The following is an 18,816-nucleotide window of genomic DNA, read 5'->3' as shown; positions in this document are numbered from 1 at the left end:
CCTATCCGCAAATTTGTTCGAATACACGCAGCCAGTTGCCGCCCATAATTTTGGCAATATCCTCATCGCTGTAACCGCGTGCCACCAGCCCCCGTGTGAAGTTGCTGAAATAACTGTATTGTTCAAGGCCGGCAACGGTTTCCGTGGAGGGCCCGTCCCCTTTGGCGAAGCCGAGCTTAGGAGCAATCTGCTCTTTGAAAAAGACCAATGACCATTCGAGGTCACTCATAGGCCAGTCCGTACCGATGCCCACATGATCGATGCCTGCCAGCCGGATCACATAATCGATATGATTCAGCACATGCTCAATCGTGGTGTGTCCGGGATCTTCATGCACGAACCACGGCATGGCAAAAATCCCGATGACCCCTCCGGTCGCCGCAATGGCGCGGATTTCCTCATCACTTTTACAGCGCATATGAGGGTAGAGGGCTTCCGCACCGGTATGCGAGGCGATCACAGGCGCGCTTGAGACCGCACAGGCATCCAGGGTCGTCTGTTTGCCGCAATGTCCGGTATCGGTGATGATTCCCAGCTCATTCATCCGTTCAACTACCCGCCGGCCGTACTTGGACAGCCCGTTGTTGCCCGGCTCCGCACAGCCTGAGCCTATGAGGTTCTGGTTATTGTACGTCAGCTGCAGAATTCTGAGACCGAAGCTGTGCAGGGCATCCAGCAGCCCGAGGTTCGTCCCCAGCGCATCCGTCTCCTGTGCGGTTATGATCCCCGCCTTCCTGCCCTCGCGTTTCGCTCTGCGGATATCCTCCGCCTTCAATGCCTTCACCAGCCAGTCTGCGGAATCGAACTGCAGCTGGACCTCAGCCATGCTGGTAATCAGACTCTCCGTATCATTCAGATGCAGCTCCCGGTTGCCGGCGGTAATCCCGGACTTGTACCATTCCTCTTTATACTCCGGTATTTCCCCGGCAGCTGACATCCGGGTAATGAGCTGCGCCGGCATCGCGCTGTAGACCATCGGTTCATCCCTGTACGGCTCGCACAGCTCCTTCACCTTAAGGGAGATATGCTCCGGAATCGCCTTGGGTGACAACGGTCCCTGAAACAACAGATCGATATTGATGTTCTCTTCATGCAGGCGTTTCGCCCGCTCCTCCTGTGCGCTGCTCAGCCCGAAATCATACCAGCCTTCTTGTAATCCCATATGCTTCGCTCCCCTAGAATTTGATTTCCGTGCCTTTGTGCAGCAGGGCCGCCTGTTTATAAATATAAAAGGCTGCAGCAAGATCCTCGACCGCCAGTCCCAGCCCCTTGAACAGTGTAATCTCACTGTTGTCCGTCCTGCCCTGTATACGGCCTGTCAGCAGCTCACCGAGCTCCCCGGTGATATGTCCGGCCGTAATGGCCCCTTCGCTCAGCGGGATCAGGTAATCACCCGCTTCATGGACCGCCGACTCCCGGCGGTCCACGTACAGCCTGGACCCTGCGACCAGCGCCGTGTCCAGCTCCCGTTCATGCGCCCGGCAGGCGCCGACCGCATTGATATGGGCGCCTGGCTTCACCCAGGCGCCTTGCAGCACCGGCTCCACCGCCGCCGTTGCCGTACAGATGATGTCCGCGCCTCGCACCGCGTCCATTGCCGTGGGCGCCGCCGCAGCCGCTACGCTCCAGCGGCTGCCCATCTCTGCGGCCAGCGCCGCGGCCTTGGCCGGCGTTCTGCCCCACACCGCGATGCGGCTGATCCTCCGCACCTGCAGCATCGCCTCCACATGGCACCGGGCCTGCTCCCCGGTGCCGAGCACCGCCAGGGCCGCCGCGTCCTCCCGGGCGAGCAGCTTCGTGGCCGCCGCACTGACCGCCGCCGTGCGGATGGCCGTGATTGCCTGGCCGTTGACTATGGCCAGCGGGGTACCGGAGGCGGCGTCGAACAGCGCCACCATCCCCTGATGCGAGGGCAGGCCAAGATCGTGATTATGCGGGAATACGCTAATCAGCTTGGCACCCGCCACGCCCTCGCGCCGCAGGTATCCCGGCATCAGGCCCAGCAGATTCCGGTCCGCAAGCGGCACCACCTGGCGGAGGCTCTGCACCGCCCCGCCGTCAGGCAGATCTGCGAGAACGGCCTCCATGACAGTGATGCAGGCCTCCATCGTCAGCAGCTCAGCAACCTCTTTTTCATTAATAATAATCATATCCCCGTGCCTCCCGGAAAGCCGAACAGTGAATTGCGGCTCTAATCTAAGATTCAAGCTTATCTTTCTGTGCCATCATTTGCTATACTCTATATTAGCGAAAAAAGTTAAAAACTAAAACAAAGGGGATATCCTTGATGATCATTCAGCCAAAAACACGCGGCTTTATCTGTACAACAGCTCACCCGGAGGGATGTGCCGGACAAATACAGGAACAGATCGATTATGTAAAAGCACAGAAGAAACTTACAGGTCCGGTTAACGTGCTGGTCGTCGGCGCTTCAACGGGATATGGCCTGGCTTCACGGATTGCCGCTGCCTTCGGCGCAGGAGCCAACACGATCGGCGTATTCTTTGACAAAGCTGCTGAAGGAGCACGCACAGCCTCTGCCGGCTGGTACAATTCAGCTGCATTTGAACGGGAAGCTTCCAAGCTGGGTCTGAAATCCTTCAGCATCGTCGGCGATGCCTTCTCGGATGCCATCAAGACGAAGACCATCGACCTGATTAAGGCTGAGTTCGGCACCGTGGATCTGGTAGTGTACAGCGTGGCGTCTCCGCGCCGTACCCACCCGGTTACCGGAGAAGTATTCTCTTCGGTCATCAAGCCGGTGGGTGAAGCCTACAGCAACAAAACCATGAATTTCCACACCGGAGAAGTGTCCACAGTGACCATCGAGCCGGCAACGGATGACGAGGTCCGCCAGACTATCGCCGTTATGGGCGGAGAAGACTGGGGCATGTGGATGGATCAGCTCCAGGCTGCCGGTGTGCTGGCAGACGGGGCAACAACGGTTGCCTACTCCTATATCGGACCGAAGGTGACCCATCCGATCTACCGTGACGGAACCATCGGCCAGGCTAAGAATGATCTGGAGCGGACGGCAATTGCCCTGAATGACAAGCTCTCCGCGTCAGGCGGACGGGCATTCGTGTCCGTGAACAAGGCTCTGGTCACTCAATCCAGCTCTGCTATTCCGGTAGTGCCGCTGTATATTTCCGCCCTGTACAGAGTCATGAAGGAGAAGGAGCTGCACGAGAACTGCATTCAGCAGATGTACCGCCTGTTCGCCGAGCATCTGTATAGTAGCGGCAAAGCTGCAGCTGACGGAAGCCATCTGATCCGGATTGATGATTGGGAAATGCGTGAGGATGTACAAATCGAGGTGATGCAGCGCTGGAACGAGCTGGAGACAGATAATGTGCCGGAGCTGGCTGATCTTGAGGGCTACCGCGATGATTTCTTCCATCTGTTCGGGTTCCGCACCGAAGGCGTGGACTACGAAGCAGACACTGATCCTGCAGTGGATATTCCTAACATGGTATAAAATGTCCTGACTGGCATACAGCAGCCGCTCCTTCTTCACGGGGCGGCTGTTTTTTTTGCCCCGGGCCGGGTGGGATCAGGCATGGCATATACCATAGCCTATCATAGCCTATTCCACCCGGGTATTCTCCACACGGCACCCGCCAAGCCTGCCTCCTCTTCCGCATCCTGGTAAATCTGGTTGACAGGTTCTGGCCTGCAATGTAATTTAGAGCTGAAAGATACATACGGATGAATAGGATGGAGCTTGCCCATGGGCCTGCACAGTACAGGATTTATTGTTCCTTTGCTTGTTTTACTGCCGAACCTGCTTTTTATATTTTTCCAGCCCCGGAATGCCCCGGAGTCTGTGCCCCCCACACCGCTGATCTTCACTTCTCTGGAGCGGGCTGGCCAGATTTCCTGCTTCATGATGCCGATTCTCTTCGGCCGCGAGCTTGCCGGGCAATCACTTGGCCTGTCCGCTGCAGGAATGGCCGTGTGCCTGCTGGTTTATTATGGCTGCTGGGTCCGCTATTACCGGAGCGGCCGGAAGTTCTCGGCGCTGTTCAGCCCTTGGCTGGGGATTCCGGTCCCTATGGCCCTCTTCCCGGCAATCTATTTCCTGCTGCTCGGGTTCTGGCTGCAATCCTGGCTGTTTATAATCCCGGCCCTGCTGTTTGCTATCGGCCATCTGGTGAACAGCTGGAGTATTTATAACCGGATACGCTGACTGCACTATTGGCTGATCAGCTGCAGGCACAGCAAAGCCGCCGTTTCATCAGGATGAAGTGATCAGCACTTCCCTGTGAAGCGGCGGCTTATTTCAGCTTGCCCTCAATCCCTCGGCTTCCGCTGCTCCCTGAACTCCTGCGGGGTGCAGCCGGCTGTTTTCTTGAAGAACCGGAAGAAATAATGCTGGTCGCTGAAGCCCAGCCGGACCGAGATCTCGTGCATCTTCAATGCTGTGCCCAGCAGCAGCTCTTTGCTCAGCTCCAGCTTTTTATCCGCGATATAATCCGACAGGCTTTTGCCGGTTGCCCGTTTGTACCAGCGCGAGAGATACGAGGGATTCAGCGATACCTCCCGGGCAATCCGGGTCAGGGACAGATCATCCGCCAGATGGAGCTTGATATACTGGTGGATCATCGACAGGATGCTGAATTCATCATGCCTGGAGGCGGCTTTGCGGTTAGCGGTAATCCATTCGAAAAAGGAATGGCAGAAGGAGATCACGGCCGGCCACGGCGTGTGGATATTGAACTGCAGCAGCCGCGACAAATCCTGCTGGCTTAACGCCTGTTCTGTAAGGCCCAGCTCCTGCACAACCTCCAGCAGGGTGCCGCTGATTCCCGAGAGCATTCTCCATCGGATCAAAGGATCTTCCGGACCGTCCTCGCCGGCCAGCTCCACCCATTTGCGCAGCGGAGTCGCCCAGTCCGAACTCCCTTCCAGCAGCCGCTGCTTCACATAGTCAAGCAGCAGTCCCGATGAAGCCAGCCGGCTCTGCATAATCCCATGGACCGGCTCCGGCTCCAGCGTATTGATTTTGAGCAGCTTCTCCATGCCGAGCCCCATGCTGTCATAACCGGCCAGCCGCAGGCGGTTAAGGCTGTAATTCAGCTCATGCCAGTCCACCGTATTACTGCTGGCAATGACCGAAGCAGACAGCTGCAGCCAGGTGTCACAGGCCTGCTGGATGGATTCCATCGCACCATGCACGAAGCGGTGCGTCTTAAGCCACGCCTCTTCGCGGGTATGTGCAGATACAGTAGCTGGCCCGGGTTGAACGAAGCAGGCAATCGTGACCGGATCAAGGTCGACAGCCTTAATCTCCGCCTTGTCTCCCAGCAGCTCCGCCGAGATGTTCGCTACAGCATAGCGGATCAGCGTCCGGTCTGAGGGCGTTTCATAGTTCCTCCAGGCTTCAATCCTGATAATGACCGGCAGCACTCGCTCAGCCGCCTGAAACGGCAGCTGAATCGTATCGAATTCCTCCTGCAGGGAGCGGTAATCAATCTTGTCGGTGCGCCTCAGAATGTCATGCAGCAGCTGCTGCTGCAATTGGGGCAGCGTCCGGGGCAGCTTGTCACGGAACCATTGGGTCTGGTAATTATATTCCTCCTCCGAAGCTATCTGCTCCAGGGCCACGGCTACGGCAGCGCGGATTTTGTCCATCCCTTCTGTTTTCAGCAGATAATCAATGACACAAGGGTTGCGGATGGCCTGATGGGCATAATCGAATTCGTTATGGCCGGTCAGCAGGATAACCTTGCAGCGCGGCCAGCGGTCAACGATCTCGCGGATCAGCTCCATCCCGTCCATGCCTGGCATACAAATATCACTGAGCACAATATCAATTCTGAGCGAATTCAGCCATTCAATCGCATGATCTGCCGAATGCACTTTAATGATCTCCAGGTCGGCAAAATCAGCCTTTACAAAAAATTCGTATAACCCGTCCAGAATAACCGGTTCATCATCAACGATCATCATCCGCCGCACCGGATAACACCTCCCCTTTTCGCGGAATGTTAACTTTAACGCATAAGCCGCCGAGCGGGCTCCGTTCAACCTGCAGGCCGTAGGCAGAGCCGAACTTGATCCGCAGCCGCTGGTGCACATTCAGAAGTCCTGTGGTTTCTTCTTCTCTAATGATTTCCTGCCTGGTCAGCTGCTGCTGCAGCCGTAACAAGCCTTCATCGGTCAAGGTATCCCCGTTATCCTCAATCGAAATGACCAGAGTCTCTCCTGTTTTCTTATAGCTCAGGCTAAGCAGGCCGCCGCTGGACCTCCGGTGAAGGCCATGCTCAAATACATTCTCAAGAATAGGCTGCAGCAGCACCCGCGGAACCTTGATCCCCCGGCAATCCGGCTCCAGGCTGTCCACCTCGGCGCGGATCCGCGGCCCAAACCGGATTCCCTGAATCGACAGATAGACCAGCGCATGGTCCAGCTCCTGTCCGAGCGTAACCTCCTGGGCAAAGTCGCGTGTCATATAGCGGAAATATTGGCCCAGATAATCGGAGAACTCTTTAATCAGCTCCACATTCTCCACCTCCGCCATCTGCTTGATGCTGAAAAGGCTGTTGTACAGGAAATGAGGAGTAATCTGCGACTGCAGATGCTTCAGCTCCGCTTCCCCGGTACGGATGCGCTGGACATAATTCTCTTCTATCAGAATATGCAGGCGCCGGAGCATGTCATTGAACCGGATATACAGATATCCGAATTCATCCTTCCGCGAATGGGTAATATGCAGCCCTGTCTGCCCCTGCTCCGCCTTCTCGAAGCCTCTGATCAGGATAGATATAGGCCGCTGGATCGCCCGGAACAGCCATACCGAGAACAGCAGGATAATGATCAGCGACAGCAGGGTCAGCAGCCAGAGCAGGCCGGTGAACACACGGATCGGCTTGAGCAGGATGGAATTGGGAATGCTGGCCGTCAGCCTGAAATGATTGCTGTGATCGTAGAGTGAATAATTGAAGGAATCATTCTGCCGGTAGCGCTGCACGCTGACCGTCTCTTCTTCCGGCGGGCTGTCCGGGGCCGGCAGCAGCTCAGGCACGGCTTCTGCTGTCGACAGGACGTACTCATCATGACTGCCGAACACAAGGGTAATATCGCTTCCGCCGGATACCGCGTATTCTTTCAGCCGCAGCTCCAGCTCCGGATTCGACAGCTTAATCCCCAGCAAAAAATTAGGCAGCACCTTGCTGTCCATATTGAACGGGCTGCGGCGCAGCACATACAGCTCATTGTTATAGACCGATACTGGTCCGCCGAGATTGCCCATCGTATCGCCCAGGCTCTGCCAATCCTGCTGCTCGACATTCCGGACACCGTCCTGCACGCTGACCCGCTTGTTGATCTCAGGCAAATAATACACCACATCGCCGATGTAGGGGCTGGTCTCCCTGATCTGCTTAAGCTTGACCGCAATAGTATTCAGATTGCTGTCCACTTCGTACTGGCTCATAATCGGCAGCCGGGCGCTGAAGGAGGCCAGCGTATCATCAACGGAATATTCCTCAACGAGCCGGGTGATCCGCTGAAGCTCAAACTCCAGGTGGCTGTAATAAAACTGCAGCTTCGACTCATTCGCTCTTTCCACCTCCGCCTGCATCTGCTTGGAGCTGTAGAAGGTAATCGAGATTCCGAGAATGTATAGCGGCAGCACTACCAGCAGGAAAGCAACCAGCAGCTTATGCACGATTGAATGGCGGTTTAAGCGGTATACTTTTGATTTCATTTCATAGATTCCTTTGCGTTTGCTTTAGCTTTCAAAAAAGAAGCCGTCGCCGGCTTCTCTCAAGTACCTTTATACTTTAACCCTTCACGCTGCCGACGACCAGCCCGTGTACGAAATATCTTTGCAGGAACGGATAAATCGCCATAATCGGTAAAATGGACAAGAAGATTTGCGCCGCCTGGGTCGTCCGGTCCGAGACCAGATTCAGCAGGGAGGCTTCCTCAAGGGTAACATTCTCCATCGAAGCCGTTACCTGCTGAAGAATTGACTGCAGATAAGTAGCCAGCGGATAATGCTCCGGGCTCCGCATATAGATCATTCCGTCGAACCAGGCATTCCAGTGGCCGACAAGCGCGAACAGCGTTACTGTCGCAATACTGGGCATAGACACGGGCAGATACACGCTCCATAAGGTCCGCAGATGGCCTGCACCATCCATCCACGCCGCTTCCTCCAGCTCTTTCGGGAGTCCCCTGAAGAAATTCAGCATCAGCAGCACATTGAAGATCGGCACTGCTCCGGGAATGATGAGCGCCCAGATGCTGTCCAGCAGATGCATCTCCTTAACGACCAGATAACCGGGAATCAGCCCGCCGCTGAACAGCATGGTGAATACGAAGATCCAGGCGTAAACGGTCCGCGAGCGGAATACCGCCGCCTCTTTGGAGAGCGGGTAGGCAACCAGAACCGTGAAGATCAAGTTAACGGATACCCCTAGCACTACTCTAAGCAGGCTGGTTCCGAAGGAACGGATAAACTGGTTATTTTCCAGCATGTACCGGTAGGAAGAAAAGGTAAACTCCACCGGCCAGAACGTAACCCGTCCCGCACTGACCGCCTCACTTGAACTGAAGGAGATCGCCAGCACATTGATGATTGGAAAAAAACACAGGACCGCGAGCAAAACAAGAATGACATAATTGATACGGAGAAACCAGCGGTACGGTTTGGATGTGAATTGCATGGATAGTGCTCCTTCCCTAGAAGATCCGGTATTTGGCGAAACGGTAAGCCAGGTAATAGCCAAGCCCGATGAAGCCGCAGGATACAACGGACTTAATCAAACCAAGCGCCGTAGATACCGAATATTGCGCTTCCTGAAGACCTATCCGGTAAATCATTGTATCCAGGATGTCTCCTGATTCATACACCAGCGGATTGTACAGATTAAATACCTGATCAAATCCCCCGTTCAGGACATTGCCAAGACTCAGCGTAAGCATCAGAATCATTATCGGGCGGATCCCGGGCAGCGTGATATGCCATGTCTGCTTCCATCTGCCGGCACCATCGATAATAGAGGCTTCATAAAGCGAGGTGTCAATGCTGGTCAGTGCTGCCAGGTAGATAATCGTTCCGAAGCCGAATTCCTTCCACTGGTCAGTAATGACCAATATGTACGGGAACCAGTTATTATCCGCCAGAAACTGAATCGGCTGCATGCCCAGAGCCTTCAGCAGCATATTGACAATCCCGGAGCTCGGGGATAACACATCGACGACGATCCCCCCCAGAATAACCCAGGAGAAAAAGTGCGGCATATATATAATGGTCTGTATTGTACGCTTGAAGCCGTTCACACGGACTTCGTTGAGCAGCAGGGCGGTGATCACCGGCACGGTAAGTCCGGCTACGATTTTCATGGTGGAGATAAACACCGTATTCCACACAACCGTGCTGAAGCCGGGCAGATCAAACAGGTAACGGAAATTGTCGAGGCCGTTCCAAGTAATATGTTTAAAGCCTGCCACCGGGGAAAAATCCTGAAAGGCGATGACCAGCCCCGCCATCGGCACATAACTGAAGATAATAATGATAATTAAGGCCGGCAATATCATTACATGCAGCGGAATATTACGTACGAATTTTTTGGTATTAAAGCGCATCTCTGTCTCCTCCTTATATTCTAAATTATAGAACACCCTAAAAGGCCGCTGACAGTGGAGCCTGTTGACATTTGGTATCTTTTGATGACCTGTCGCCGGGATGAATCAAGCTGGGGCGAAGGGCCTACTGCAGACAAAGAAAGGGACGGCTCCGGCGTCAGATCCCTGACACCGGCCGTCCCGTTTGTTCGCCAAACTGGTTATTTACCGACTACTTCATTCACTTCCTGGGTAATCTGATCCCCGCCAAGCTTCTTCCAGTCCGTTACGAACTTATCGAAGGCATCCACCGGCAGATTGCCGTAGATGATTTTGAGGAATGTCTCAGCACGAAGCTTATCCAGTGTTGCTGATTTGCTGTTCATCGTTTTGGTCGGCGCATAGATGAACTGGTTCATCACAATCAGGTTGTTATCACGGTAGTGCTTGATGATGCCCTGTGAGCTGAGCGGCCCGAAGATCCGTTCCATGTTCCATTTATCAAGATTGCCGCCCCGGTAATCCATGATATCCTGATAGAACAGGCCTGCTTCCAGTCCCATGTTCGACGTATCCTTGCTCTCAATCGCCTTCTCTACTTCATCCTGCGCCTTCACGTTTTTGTTCGGCGGCAGATTGGAAACCGTTGCGTTCTGGAATCCGAGACCGGTCTCACCGTTCAGATAGGCGGCCCGCTCTTTAGCAGCTGACTCCCCGAACATTTTTTCAGCCTGGAAGTTAAGCAGTTTGATCAGAGCCTCAGGATGCTCATATCCTTTGCGGATTGCGAACACACCGCCGATTCCGAGGTGATTCTGCGTTTTGGCCGGCTCGCTGTCAATTGATTGTACCGGGTAAGGCACCCAGTTTACCGTCTGATCCTTCTTAAACATATTCATGACCTGGAACGGTGCCCATTGCGGCATGAACATCATTCCGATTTTGCCCGCATTTACATCTTCCATCGCCTTGGCGAATTCCTTAACGCCGAATTCAGGATCGAGGACCCCTTCCTTATACAGCCGCTGCAGTTCTGCCAGACCGGTCTTCACTTCAGGCTGGACTGTACCGTTAACAATCTCGCCGTCACTGTTTTTGATCCAGGTTTCAAGGTACGCATGGTAGCCCAGCAGGAAACCGTTAATCGGCAGATCCTTATTCATAAAGATCCCGAAGGTATCCTTTTTCCCGTTGCCGTCCGGATCATTAAAGGTGAAATCCTCGGCAATTTTGATAATATCCTGCATCGACGTCGGCTCTGCCAGGCCCAGCTTGTCAAGCCAGTCTTTACGGATCCATATCATATCCGAGGAGTCCAGTGAACCGCCAAAGCTGGTCAGGGCATACAACTTACCGTCCTTCGTAACCGGCTTCAGGCCTGCTCCGTCTTCCTCCGCATAATACCCTTTGACCAGATCGGAAGCATACTGCTCAAAGTATGGAGTCAGATCTTCAAGCATGTCCGCTTCATGCAGCTGTTCGAACTGCACCATATTGACCTTCAGCAGGTCAGGCAGGTCTCCGCTCGCCATGGTCACATTCATTTTCTCATCATAGTTGGCACCTGGAACAATCCAGTCATAGCTTACTTTGATACCAAGCTCATTCTCATAACCTCTGGTCCAGATATTATTAGCAAATGTATCTCCTTCGGCCAAGGTTTCCTTACCCGTCTCGGCCATGGTGGAGCTTAGCTTGATCGGCGGATCATATTTGGTCAATGGGCCGGCCGCTGCCGCCGCTGCATTCTCCGGTTTGGCAGTTGCGTTCGTTGCGCCGCCGTTCCCGCTGTTACTATTGTTCCCGCTGGAGCATGCACTGAGTGCCAGTGAGACAACGATTGCTGTAGCCAGCACCGGCAATGCTTTAAGCTTTTTTTTCATCTGATGAACCTCCCTTGTTATCTACATCCTTATTGTATTAAGAAAGCGTTAACAACGGCGAGTGGTATCCTTTTACATTCTGTATCTTTTCTTTACCTATTCCTGAGACTTTTTAGATAAATATGTAGTTAAGGTGCCGGTAGCCACTGCCCTATATAGGTCTATGTTAAAAACGGAACTGTCCTCACGTCAAGTCATGACGCGGGACAATTCCGCTATGCCGGATTACTCCGCTTTACCCTTTAAGCTTAATAACCAGCACATTTACCGAGTTCGCCGGCAAGTTCACGAGTGTACTGTTACCGGCCAGGACAATCTTGCCCGTGTGCGGGACAACCTTTCCCGCATTCTTCTTATTCACATTAGGCACATGCACCAGCGAGGACTCCCCGGTTAATGTAATCTGCTCGGCCTCCGCCTCTGCCTGAAGATCGAGAAGATTCAGCGTCAGAGCCTTGTCTACATTGTCCGCATTCACAAGCTTAACATATACATGGCCGGCGTCTTTCGTGACAGAGCTGAATATCTCCCGGTTATAAGCCTCCAGCTTATAATCCAGAATCCGGCTGGTGGTCCTGCCGTCTGTATATGAGCAGATCAGCTGCCCGCCGGTACCGCCGCCGTAATTCATTGTAATGGTATATTCAGTGTTGTCAGCAAGCGGTTCGTAACTGGCCGCCCTCAGGTTGCCGGCTGCAGTGCTTGATGAGTAATCCCCCAGGGTGTAGGCTTCAATCCCTTGCTTATACACTTTGACTCCGGTGGCATTGCCGCCATAGCCGATTGCATATTCAATCACATCCTTGCTTCCCGGAGTGATATCCGTCAGGCCTGCCCCTACATAGAAGCCGTCTTCACCCGCAAGCCTTGAAGCAACGGCCTCTACCTTGTAGTCTGTCCATTCATCATTCAGGATGTACAAGCCGTTCAGCCCGGCGGACTGGGCCTCCAGCACAAGCCCCACACCCGGCCGGACTACTGAGCCTGCAGAGCCCGGAATGACCTGCCATGCCGGGTCCAGCGCTAGTGTGAAGTCCTGATCAAGCAGGATACGGCCGTCCCTGTTAGAGGTAACCGTTACCCGTTTTACAGCCACCTCAGCGTTGCCGGCAGCGATCTCAATTCCGCCATGGGGAACATATTCGGCTTTCTTGCCGTTTCGGTATGACCCGAATGATGTTAGCAGCACCTTATCGCCCAGATACTTCGCAAACAACTGCTGTACATAATAGTTCGGAGTGAACCATACGGTTTCGTCGTCGAACCAGATGCAGTCCGGTGTCCACCGGTACGTTCCGTCTGTCAATACTTTATTGAACAGAGGCGCATAGGCTGAGAGCCGCACGACATCGGCGTTATTCTCGAACCCGGTCATCAGCGCTGCCTCTGCTACGGCTCCCGCGAGTGTATTTTTATCCGTAGAAGCATATTCTCCTACAAAGACCTTCGAGGTTTCCTTCCAGTTGATGCTTCCGTCCGGGCTCTTTGCCCTGTAATAGTAATTGTAACGGTCCGCATTGTTCAGCAGATATTCATTGGAACGGTAGTAATGCTCATCCGCAATGGTGTCCATATAGTTCTGCTGCTGCCCGTACCAGGTAACGGTTTCCTCAATGACCTCATGACCATCGGTAAAAGCAACCTCAGATGTCCCCTCCAGATTGCCGCTGAGGAATTTCCAGCCCGCCTGATAGGCATCGTCATCCGCCTGGGCACCCACGGTAGAGATAATGTGCAGCTCATGAGCCGGATAATGCTCTGCCATGTATGCATCGATTGCCGCCTTGAACACTTCAAAGTTGGCAAAAAACTCAGTGCCCCAGTTTTCGTTGCCCACTCCCAGATAACGCAGGTCAAACGGCCCTTCGTGGCCCATTTTTTTGCGCAGCGCAGCCCATTCGTTGCCCGCAAAATCCATGCTGATGGCAAAATCAATCAAATCCGTAAAGTTCTTAATATACTGCTCCCTGAGCTTGCCGCCGGCGGGATGGGCATAATCCGAACGGGCCTGGCACAGCACACCGCAAGCCATCACCGGGAGTGGGACCGCATTCAGATCCTCAGCCAGCTGGAAATATTCCATATAGCCGAGACCCATAGTCATCATGTAGCCCCAGACATTATAGTTTTCCTTGCGGAGCTCAACATCTCCTACGGAGTCCTTCCAGTCATAGACATTCTCCCAGATGAAGGAGCCCTCAGAGATACAGCCGCCGGGAAAACGCAGAAATTTCGGATGCAGCTCAACCAGCGCCTGGACCAGATCTCTGCGCAGCCGGTAATTCGGATTGCCCAGATAATTGGAATGCGCCGATGCAGACTGCCCTTCTTCTTCAGCTCCCCACACCGCCTGCGGGATTAATGAGACCATATCAATTGAGATCTCACCGGTAAAAGTGAGCGCCAGCTGGCCCAGAACCGTGTCTGATCCGGTTAAAGACAGCTTGGTGTCCGCACCATACTTTTTCCATACACCGCCGCCTTCAACATGGACAATAACGGTATCGCTGACAGCTCCACCTTCCGGTGACTGCAGCTGTACCGATATCAGGCCAGAGGCTTCGGCTTTGGCCCAGATGGTAAAATCATATTGCGCTCCGGTCCGGACTGCCATTGCACAATGCTGATTGGTATCAGCGAACCCTCTGTTCCGGATCACCGCCCCGTCAGCTACTTTTACATAATAGGCATTCACTTCTTTATCTGTACAGCCCAGGAATTCATTCAGCCCGCCGCTGCTTTGCGGAATCATCCGCTCTGTATCCCCCGACCAGGCAAATAAAGGCTCACGGTTCCGTCCGGTAGAGCAGCCGCATTCGCCGGAAGCATGGGAATAGGTATCGAAGGCGAAGGATTCGAAGGACCGGTTCTGCACCAGCTCCGCATAAATCCCCCCGTCCGCCGCATTGTTAATGTCCTCATAGAATAATCCGTACATCACTTCGCTGACATCCGCAATATCCCGGCTGCCGTGAACGTTCAAGGTATACGGCGGCACCCCCGGAGGAATAACTGAAATTTCGAAATTCTTCCGGAAAGAGCTGTCTCCCTTACTCAAAATCCCGGCAAGCGTTACCCCCTGCACCGCCGTAATATCCTGAATTACACCCTGGTCCGAAATCACCTCCGGATGACTGGATTTCCAGTCCGCTGCTATAGTCCCCCCCATTAGAGAAGACGGCAGGGTAAGGTTATGGGCCACAATGCTTGCCGGCAGGGACAGGTATTTATCCGCAGCAAGCTTCAGGATCTCCTCATCGGTCAGCGAGTCGCATATGATTTCAATTACTTTATCGTGGGATAAGCCTGCCTGATACATCCGGAAATCTGCAATGGAGCCGGTAAAATCATCGTCCGCCGCAAACTGGGAGCGTCCGATATAATTGCTGCTGTAGTTAGAGGCCTCCGCTAACGTCTTGAACCAGCGGCGCAGCTGGGCATAACTGCCGCTTGCGGTCTGGCTGATAGAGCCGTCAGCAACAACCTCACCGTTCAAATAGATAACCGGGCCGGCACTGCTTGCTTGTCCTTCATCCGTTCCCGTTACGGATATAGCGATATGCATCCATTCACCGGCAGGCAAGCCCTTGCCCGCATCCGCAACGAGTGCTTCACCCGCAGATAAGGTTCCGCGCAGCTGCCGGGTCAGGAACACAGCAGGTCCGCTCTCCCCGGTACCAAAATCAAAAATCCGTTCCCACACGCTGGTTCCCTTGCCGAAATATACCCAACCGGCAACGGTTAGCCCGGTGTGGTCGCTGACTCCTGCAAGCAAATCAGGGGGAAGCTGGATGAAGGATGAACCGTTGCGGCCTCCTGTAAAAGTAACTGCGGATCTGCCGCCGACTGTAGAGACCACCGGCGGCAGCTTGCCGGACACTTCCCCGTGATTATTCCGGCCGGAGCTGTCCCTGCCGGCTTGCTGCGCATCATCAAACCTGTAATGGGCAATCATTTGTCCATGAAATGTAGTCATCTATGCATTCTCCTATACTATGATTTATTGTCTTATGGCCCGGTTCTCAATGCCAATACGGCTGTCGAGATGTTCTCGGCAGCCTGGCTGGCAGTGTAATTGCGGTTATGGTGACAGGCGTTAACCCCGGTTATCTCTTGCAGGCACACCGAAATCAGGCGTGCCGTCTTCCTTCCAGCGGAATAGCTGAACCCGTGTATGACGGTTCGGATCATACAGCGGGTCACCCGTAATTTCCTTGTAGCTCCGCGCATGATAGACAATGACATCCCGGCCATCCTCGTCTACCGTGAAGCTGTTATGTCCCGGGCCGTACTGGCTGTTCTCCTCCGCTGTCTGGAATACCGGCTCCGGATGCTTAGTCCATGAAGCTGCATCAAGCAGATCACTGTCCTCATCCGCCTCAAGCAATCCCATGCAATAATTGTAATCTGTCGCACTCGCCGAGAAGCCGATGAAGATCCGGCCGTTCCGTTTGAGGACTGCCGCTCCTTCGTTCACTTTGAATCCGATAATCTCCCACGGATGCTCCGGAGTCGATATCATCGTCTGTTTGCCGCGCAGTGTCCACGGATTACTCATTTCCGAAATGTATAAATTAGAGTTTCCGTCAATGTCAGGATCCTTCTGTGCCCACACATAATACAGTATCCCCTTGTGCTGGAACGTCGTGGCATCAAGGGCGAAGGATTCCCAGGCGGTCTTCACCTGCCCCTTCAGAACCCAATCCCCTTCCAGCGGATTAACCGACTCATTCTCCAGTGCATACATGCGGTGGTCGAATAACCCTTCATTTGTCTCTGTTGTGTGAGCCGCTGCGAAATAAATGTACCACTTGCCTTGGATATAATGAATTTCCGGGGCCCAAATGTTGGCACTGAGCGGTCCCGCAGTATTTTTACGCCAAGCCACCACAGGCTGTGCTTCCGCCAGACCCTCCAGTGTCCTTGAGCGCCTTACCTCAATCCGGTCATATTCAGGGACGGATGCCGTGAAATAATACCAGCCGTCGTCATGCTTGTATACCCAAGGGTCGGCACGCTGCTCCACCAGCGGATTGGTAAATATTTTGTTTGCAGGCATAATGATCTCTCCTCTTTGCTAGGATGCCGGCCACGGAAGCTATTTCAAGAATTCCCCATATTTACCGGCCGGTATTTCTTTCGGTGCATGCAATTACCAAAGTAGCACAGCAATACTTTTATGTAAATATAAAAATATTTATATATTATTAAAAACAAATGAATAAAAGAGGATATTCATAGGAATTCCCTCTAATTAATCGTTATTACTTTAAATTATATATACATTTTTCTATTTATTTCATGTTATTGCTATTTCACTTCTGTAAAATATGAATTAAATCATTATCTTCAGGTTACATCTGCTTCTTAAATACAAAATCAAACCTTATGACACATATTCAAACCTTGCTCTATTTACAATCAGCCTATATAAAATATAAGATTTTATTTGAAACCGCCCTCTGCAAGATAACATTTGAAAGAATAAATATGACTTCAGGATACATTTGTTACTGCTAACGGAGGCATCGTTCTCCGCCAGGTTACGTAAAATAACCCCACAAAGTGGGGTTCTCGCTTCGATGATTTTTGAATAAATGCGTACAATTCGTTCAATGTATTCCATTAAGACCACATCAAACATCCAAACGGTTCAATCTCCACCTCCAGCAGGTCGGTATTCGGGATCGTTGTTCCTGTCAGCAGGTCTGTCAGCACCTGTTTATCGGAACGGAAGCGGGGCAGCTTCAGGCGATAAGTGTTTGGGGAGTTGTTGAGCATCAGCCCGATCTTGTCCTGCCCGCTGCGCCGTATGTATCCGAACGTATTCCGCGGTTCATCCGTGAACCATGGCCGGAAGGAGCCTTGCTGCAGCACCCTGTGGTTCCTTCTTAATGTGATCATGCGGCGGTACCACTGCAGCAGTTCCTCATCCTGCCCCTCCCACAGCATCGGCTTGCGGCAATGCGGGTCGGTAGCCCCTTCCATGCCAACCTCATCCCCGTAATAAATCATGGGAACCCCAAGATAGGTCATTTGAAAAAATACAGCCAGCCGCATCCGCAGTCCCGCTGTACGCTCGATGTCCCACCCCCGCCCGCTCTCCTTGCAGGCCGTCATAAACCGCAGCGTATCGTGGCTGCCCAAGAGCTGGAACATAGCCGTGTTAGCCTGATCGTTATACAGCGCTTCCAGATGCAGCAGCTGCTCCATGAAGCGCACCGGTCCCGCCGATTGCTCGGCGAAAAACTCCAGCATGCTGTCGCGCAGCAAGTAGTTCATGCCTCCGTCAAACTGATCACCGCGCAGCCAGGGACCGGAGGCATGCATAATCTCGCCGATCAGCAGCAAGTCCGGCCATTCGGCTTTAAGCTCGCGGCGCAGCCGGGTCCAGAACTGCGGATGGACCTCATTGGCCACATCGAGCCGCCAGCCGTCAATGCCGGTCTCCCGCACCCAATACTTGGCTACGGCAAGCATATAATCGGCTGCTTCGGGATGATTCATGTTCAGCTTGGGCATGTAGGCCTCGGCCTTGGCAAAGGTCTCATAATTCAGCTCGGGAGTCTGGGTTACCGGATAGGAGCGTACAAAAAACCAGTCCTTATACGCAGAGTTTTCCCCATGCTCAAGAACGTCCTGAAAAGCAAAAAACGTATCCCCGGAATGGTTGAAAACCGCATCCAGAATAATTCTGATCCCTTCCTGGTGTGCGCTCTGCACCAGTTCTCTGAGGTCCTGCAAATCTCCAAATGCCCGGTCCACCGTGTAATAATCAGAAGTATTGTATTTGTGCTCAGAAGGTGAAGTAAAGATGGGGGTCAAATAGACAAGGGTTACGCCAAGCTCACGCAAATAGGGCATTTTGGCGGAGATGCCTTGCAGATTTCCCTGATAGTAGCTGCTCGGATAGATTTGATAAGCCACTGAACCCGGAACCCAGGCAGGCAACTGCAGCGCGTCGGTGCGATGTATATACGCATATTGAAAAACACCTGCATGCTCGCGGCTTCTTGCCATCCCTCTCTCGCCAAACCAGCGATAGTCTCCGCCAGCATCGGCCACATGGAATGAATAGCGGCTTCTACCCGCTGAAGTCTGAATTACCGCCTCATGGATATCATAACTCCCGGCGGAGCCGATGCGTTCCATCTCCACGGGAAGCTCGCTTCCTGGAGAATCGTAACGGTCGGCATGAACGACGGTGCAGATGAGCGCCTGCCCGCTCTGTACGAACAATCGCAGCTTGAGAAGGCCGGGGCCGACGGGAAACGCATAAGGATCTTCACTGGCATGGATCATAAACCATTGCTTAGACATTGATTACAGCTCTCCTTTTATCCAAATCTTGCATTCT

At 53.2% G+C, this 18,816-nt stretch carries 12 protein-coding genes; 2 read left to right on the top strand and 10 right to left on the bottom strand.

What is annotated here, in order from left to right; all coding sequences use genetic code 11:
• Position 1: 1 nt before the first annotated feature.
• Both LOS79_RS32740 and LOS79_RS32735 read right to left on the bottom strand, forming a co-directional pair.
• Positions 2–1,162, bottom strand: coding sequence for a dipeptidase (locus LOS79_RS32740; protein WP_315415283.1), 1,161 nt, complete (start codon positions 1,160–1,162; stop codon positions 2–4).
• 13 nt (positions 1,163–1,175) lie between these two features.
• Positions 1,176–2,150 carry an ornithine cyclodeaminase family protein gene (locus LOS79_RS32735; protein WP_315415281.1) on the bottom strand — a complete coding sequence of 325 codons (975 nt, stop codon included), beginning with the start codon at positions 2,148–2,150 and terminating at the stop codon, positions 1,176–1,178.
• Positions 2,151–2,287: 137 nt separating this feature from the next.
• Between LOS79_RS32735 and fabV the strand changes: the two genes are divergently transcribed.
• Both fabV and LOS79_RS32725 read left to right on the top strand, forming a co-directional pair.
• Positions 2,288–3,478, top strand: coding sequence for an enoyl-ACP reductase FabV (gene fabV, locus LOS79_RS32730; RefSeq protein WP_315415280.1), 1,191 nt, complete (start codon positions 2,288–2,290; stop codon positions 3,476–3,478).
• A gap of 252 nt (positions 3,479–3,730) precedes the next feature.
• Positions 3,731–4,189, top strand: coding sequence for a hypothetical protein (locus LOS79_RS32725; RefSeq protein WP_315415279.1), 459 nt, complete (start codon positions 3,731–3,733; stop codon positions 4,187–4,189).
• 104 nt (positions 4,190–4,293) lie between these two features.
• On the opposite strand, the gene LOS79_RS32720 is transcribed toward LOS79_RS32725, so the two are convergent.
• The 8 genes from LOS79_RS32720 to LOS79_RS32685 all read right to left on the bottom strand — a co-directional run bounded on the left by LOS79_RS32720 (position 4,294) and on the right by LOS79_RS32685 (position 18,779).
• Positions 4,294–5,952 carry a response regulator transcription factor gene (locus LOS79_RS32720; RefSeq protein WP_315422571.1) on the bottom strand — a complete coding sequence of 553 codons (1,659 nt, stop codon included), beginning with the start codon at positions 5,950–5,952 and terminating at the stop codon, positions 4,294–4,296.
• Positions 5,939–7,711: a sensor histidine kinase gene (locus LOS79_RS32715; protein ID WP_315415278.1), complete on the bottom strand. Its 1,773-nt coding sequence runs from the start codon at positions 7,709–7,711 to the stop codon at positions 5,939–5,941. Before LOS79_RS32715 ends, LOS79_RS32720 begins: the two co-directional genes overlap by 14 nt.
• A 76-nt stretch (positions 7,712–7,787) precedes the next feature.
• A complete protein-coding gene (locus tag LOS79_RS32710; RefSeq protein WP_315415276.1) occupies positions 7,788–8,675 on the bottom strand; it encodes a carbohydrate ABC transporter permease in 888 nt (295 codons plus the stop codon).
• Between the two features lie 16 nt (positions 8,676–8,691).
• Positions 8,692–9,597 carry an ABC transporter permease gene (locus tag LOS79_RS32705; protein ID WP_315415274.1) on the bottom strand — a complete coding sequence of 302 codons (906 nt, stop codon included), beginning with the start codon at positions 9,595–9,597 and terminating at the stop codon, positions 8,692–8,694.
• Positions 9,598–9,797: 200 nt separating this feature from the next.
• Positions 9,798–11,459, bottom strand: coding sequence for an extracellular solute-binding protein (locus LOS79_RS32700; RefSeq protein ID WP_315415272.1), 1,662 nt, complete (start codon positions 11,457–11,459; stop codon positions 9,798–9,800).
• 235 nt (positions 11,460–11,694) lie between these two features.
• The gene (locus LOS79_RS32695; RefSeq protein WP_315415271.1) at positions 11,695–15,435 is read right to left on the bottom strand and encodes an alpha-L-arabinofuranosidase C-terminal domain-containing protein; all 3,741 of its coding nucleotides are present in this window, start codon (positions 15,433–15,435) and stop codon (positions 11,695–11,697) included.
• A 120-nt stretch (positions 15,436–15,555) separates the two neighbouring features.
• Complete coding sequence (locus LOS79_RS32690) at positions 15,556–16,518, bottom strand: glycoside hydrolase family 43 protein (protein ID WP_315415269.1); 963 nt, start codon at positions 16,516–16,518, stop codon at positions 15,556–15,558.
• A gap of 566 nt (positions 16,519–17,084) precedes the next feature.
• Positions 17,085–18,779, bottom strand: coding sequence for an alpha amylase N-terminal ig-like domain-containing protein (locus LOS79_RS32685; protein ID WP_315415267.1), 1,695 nt, complete (start codon positions 18,777–18,779; stop codon positions 17,085–17,087).
• Positions 18,780–18,816: the final 37 nt, after the last annotated feature.

The sequence above is a fragment of the Paenibacillus sp. MMS20-IR301 genome (genome assembly GCF_032302195.1).
Lineage (GTDB): Bacteria > Bacillota > Bacilli > Paenibacillales > Paenibacillaceae > Paenibacillus_AQ.
Note: the sequence above shows the minus strand (reverse complement) of the source record. Positions and strands in the feature narration are given on the sequence as shown.

Excerpts from the sequence above, each read along its gene's own strand:
- LOS79_RS32740 (WP_315415283.1), bottom strand. The coding sequence starts at position 1,162 with ATGGGATTACAAGAAGGCTGGTATGATTTCGGGCTGAGCAGCGCACAG.
- LOS79_RS32735 (WP_315415281.1), bottom strand. The coding sequence starts at position 2,150 with ATGATTATTATTAATGAAAAAGAGGTTGCTGAGCTGCTGACGATGGAG.
- fabV (WP_315415280.1), top strand. The coding sequence starts at position 2,288 with ATGATCATTCAGCCAAAAACACGCGGCTTTATCTGTACAACAGCTCAC.
- LOS79_RS32725 (WP_315415279.1), top strand. The coding sequence starts at position 3,731 with ATGGGCCTGCACAGTACAGGATTTATTGTTCCTTTGCTTGTTTTACTG.
- LOS79_RS32720 (WP_315422571.1), bottom strand. The coding sequence starts at position 5,952 with ATGATGATCGTTGATGATGAACCGGTTATTCTGGACGGGTTATACGAA.
- LOS79_RS32715 (WP_315415278.1), bottom strand. The coding sequence starts at position 7,711 with ATGAAATCAAAAGTATACCGCTTAAACCGCCATTCAATCGTGCATAAG.
- LOS79_RS32710 (WP_315415276.1), bottom strand. The coding sequence starts at position 8,675 with ATGCAATTCACATCCAAACCGTACCGCTGGTTTCTCCGTATCAATTAT.
- LOS79_RS32705 (WP_315415274.1), bottom strand. The coding sequence starts at position 9,597 with ATGCGCTTTAATACCAAAAAATTCGTACGTAATATTCCGCTGCATGTA.
- LOS79_RS32700 (WP_315415272.1), bottom strand. The coding sequence starts at position 11,459 with ATGAAAAAAAAGCTTAAAGCATTGCCGGTGCTGGCTACAGCAATCGTT.
- LOS79_RS32695 (WP_315415271.1), bottom strand. The coding sequence starts at position 15,435 with ATGACTACATTTCATGGACAAATGATTGCCCATTACAGGTTTGATGAT.
- LOS79_RS32690 (WP_315415269.1), bottom strand. The coding sequence starts at position 16,518 with ATGCCTGCAAACAAAATATTTACCAATCCGCTGGTGGAGCAGCGTGCC.
- LOS79_RS32685 (WP_315415267.1), bottom strand. The coding sequence starts at position 18,779 with ATGTCTAAGCAATGGTTTATGATCCATGCCAGTGAAGATCCTTATGCG.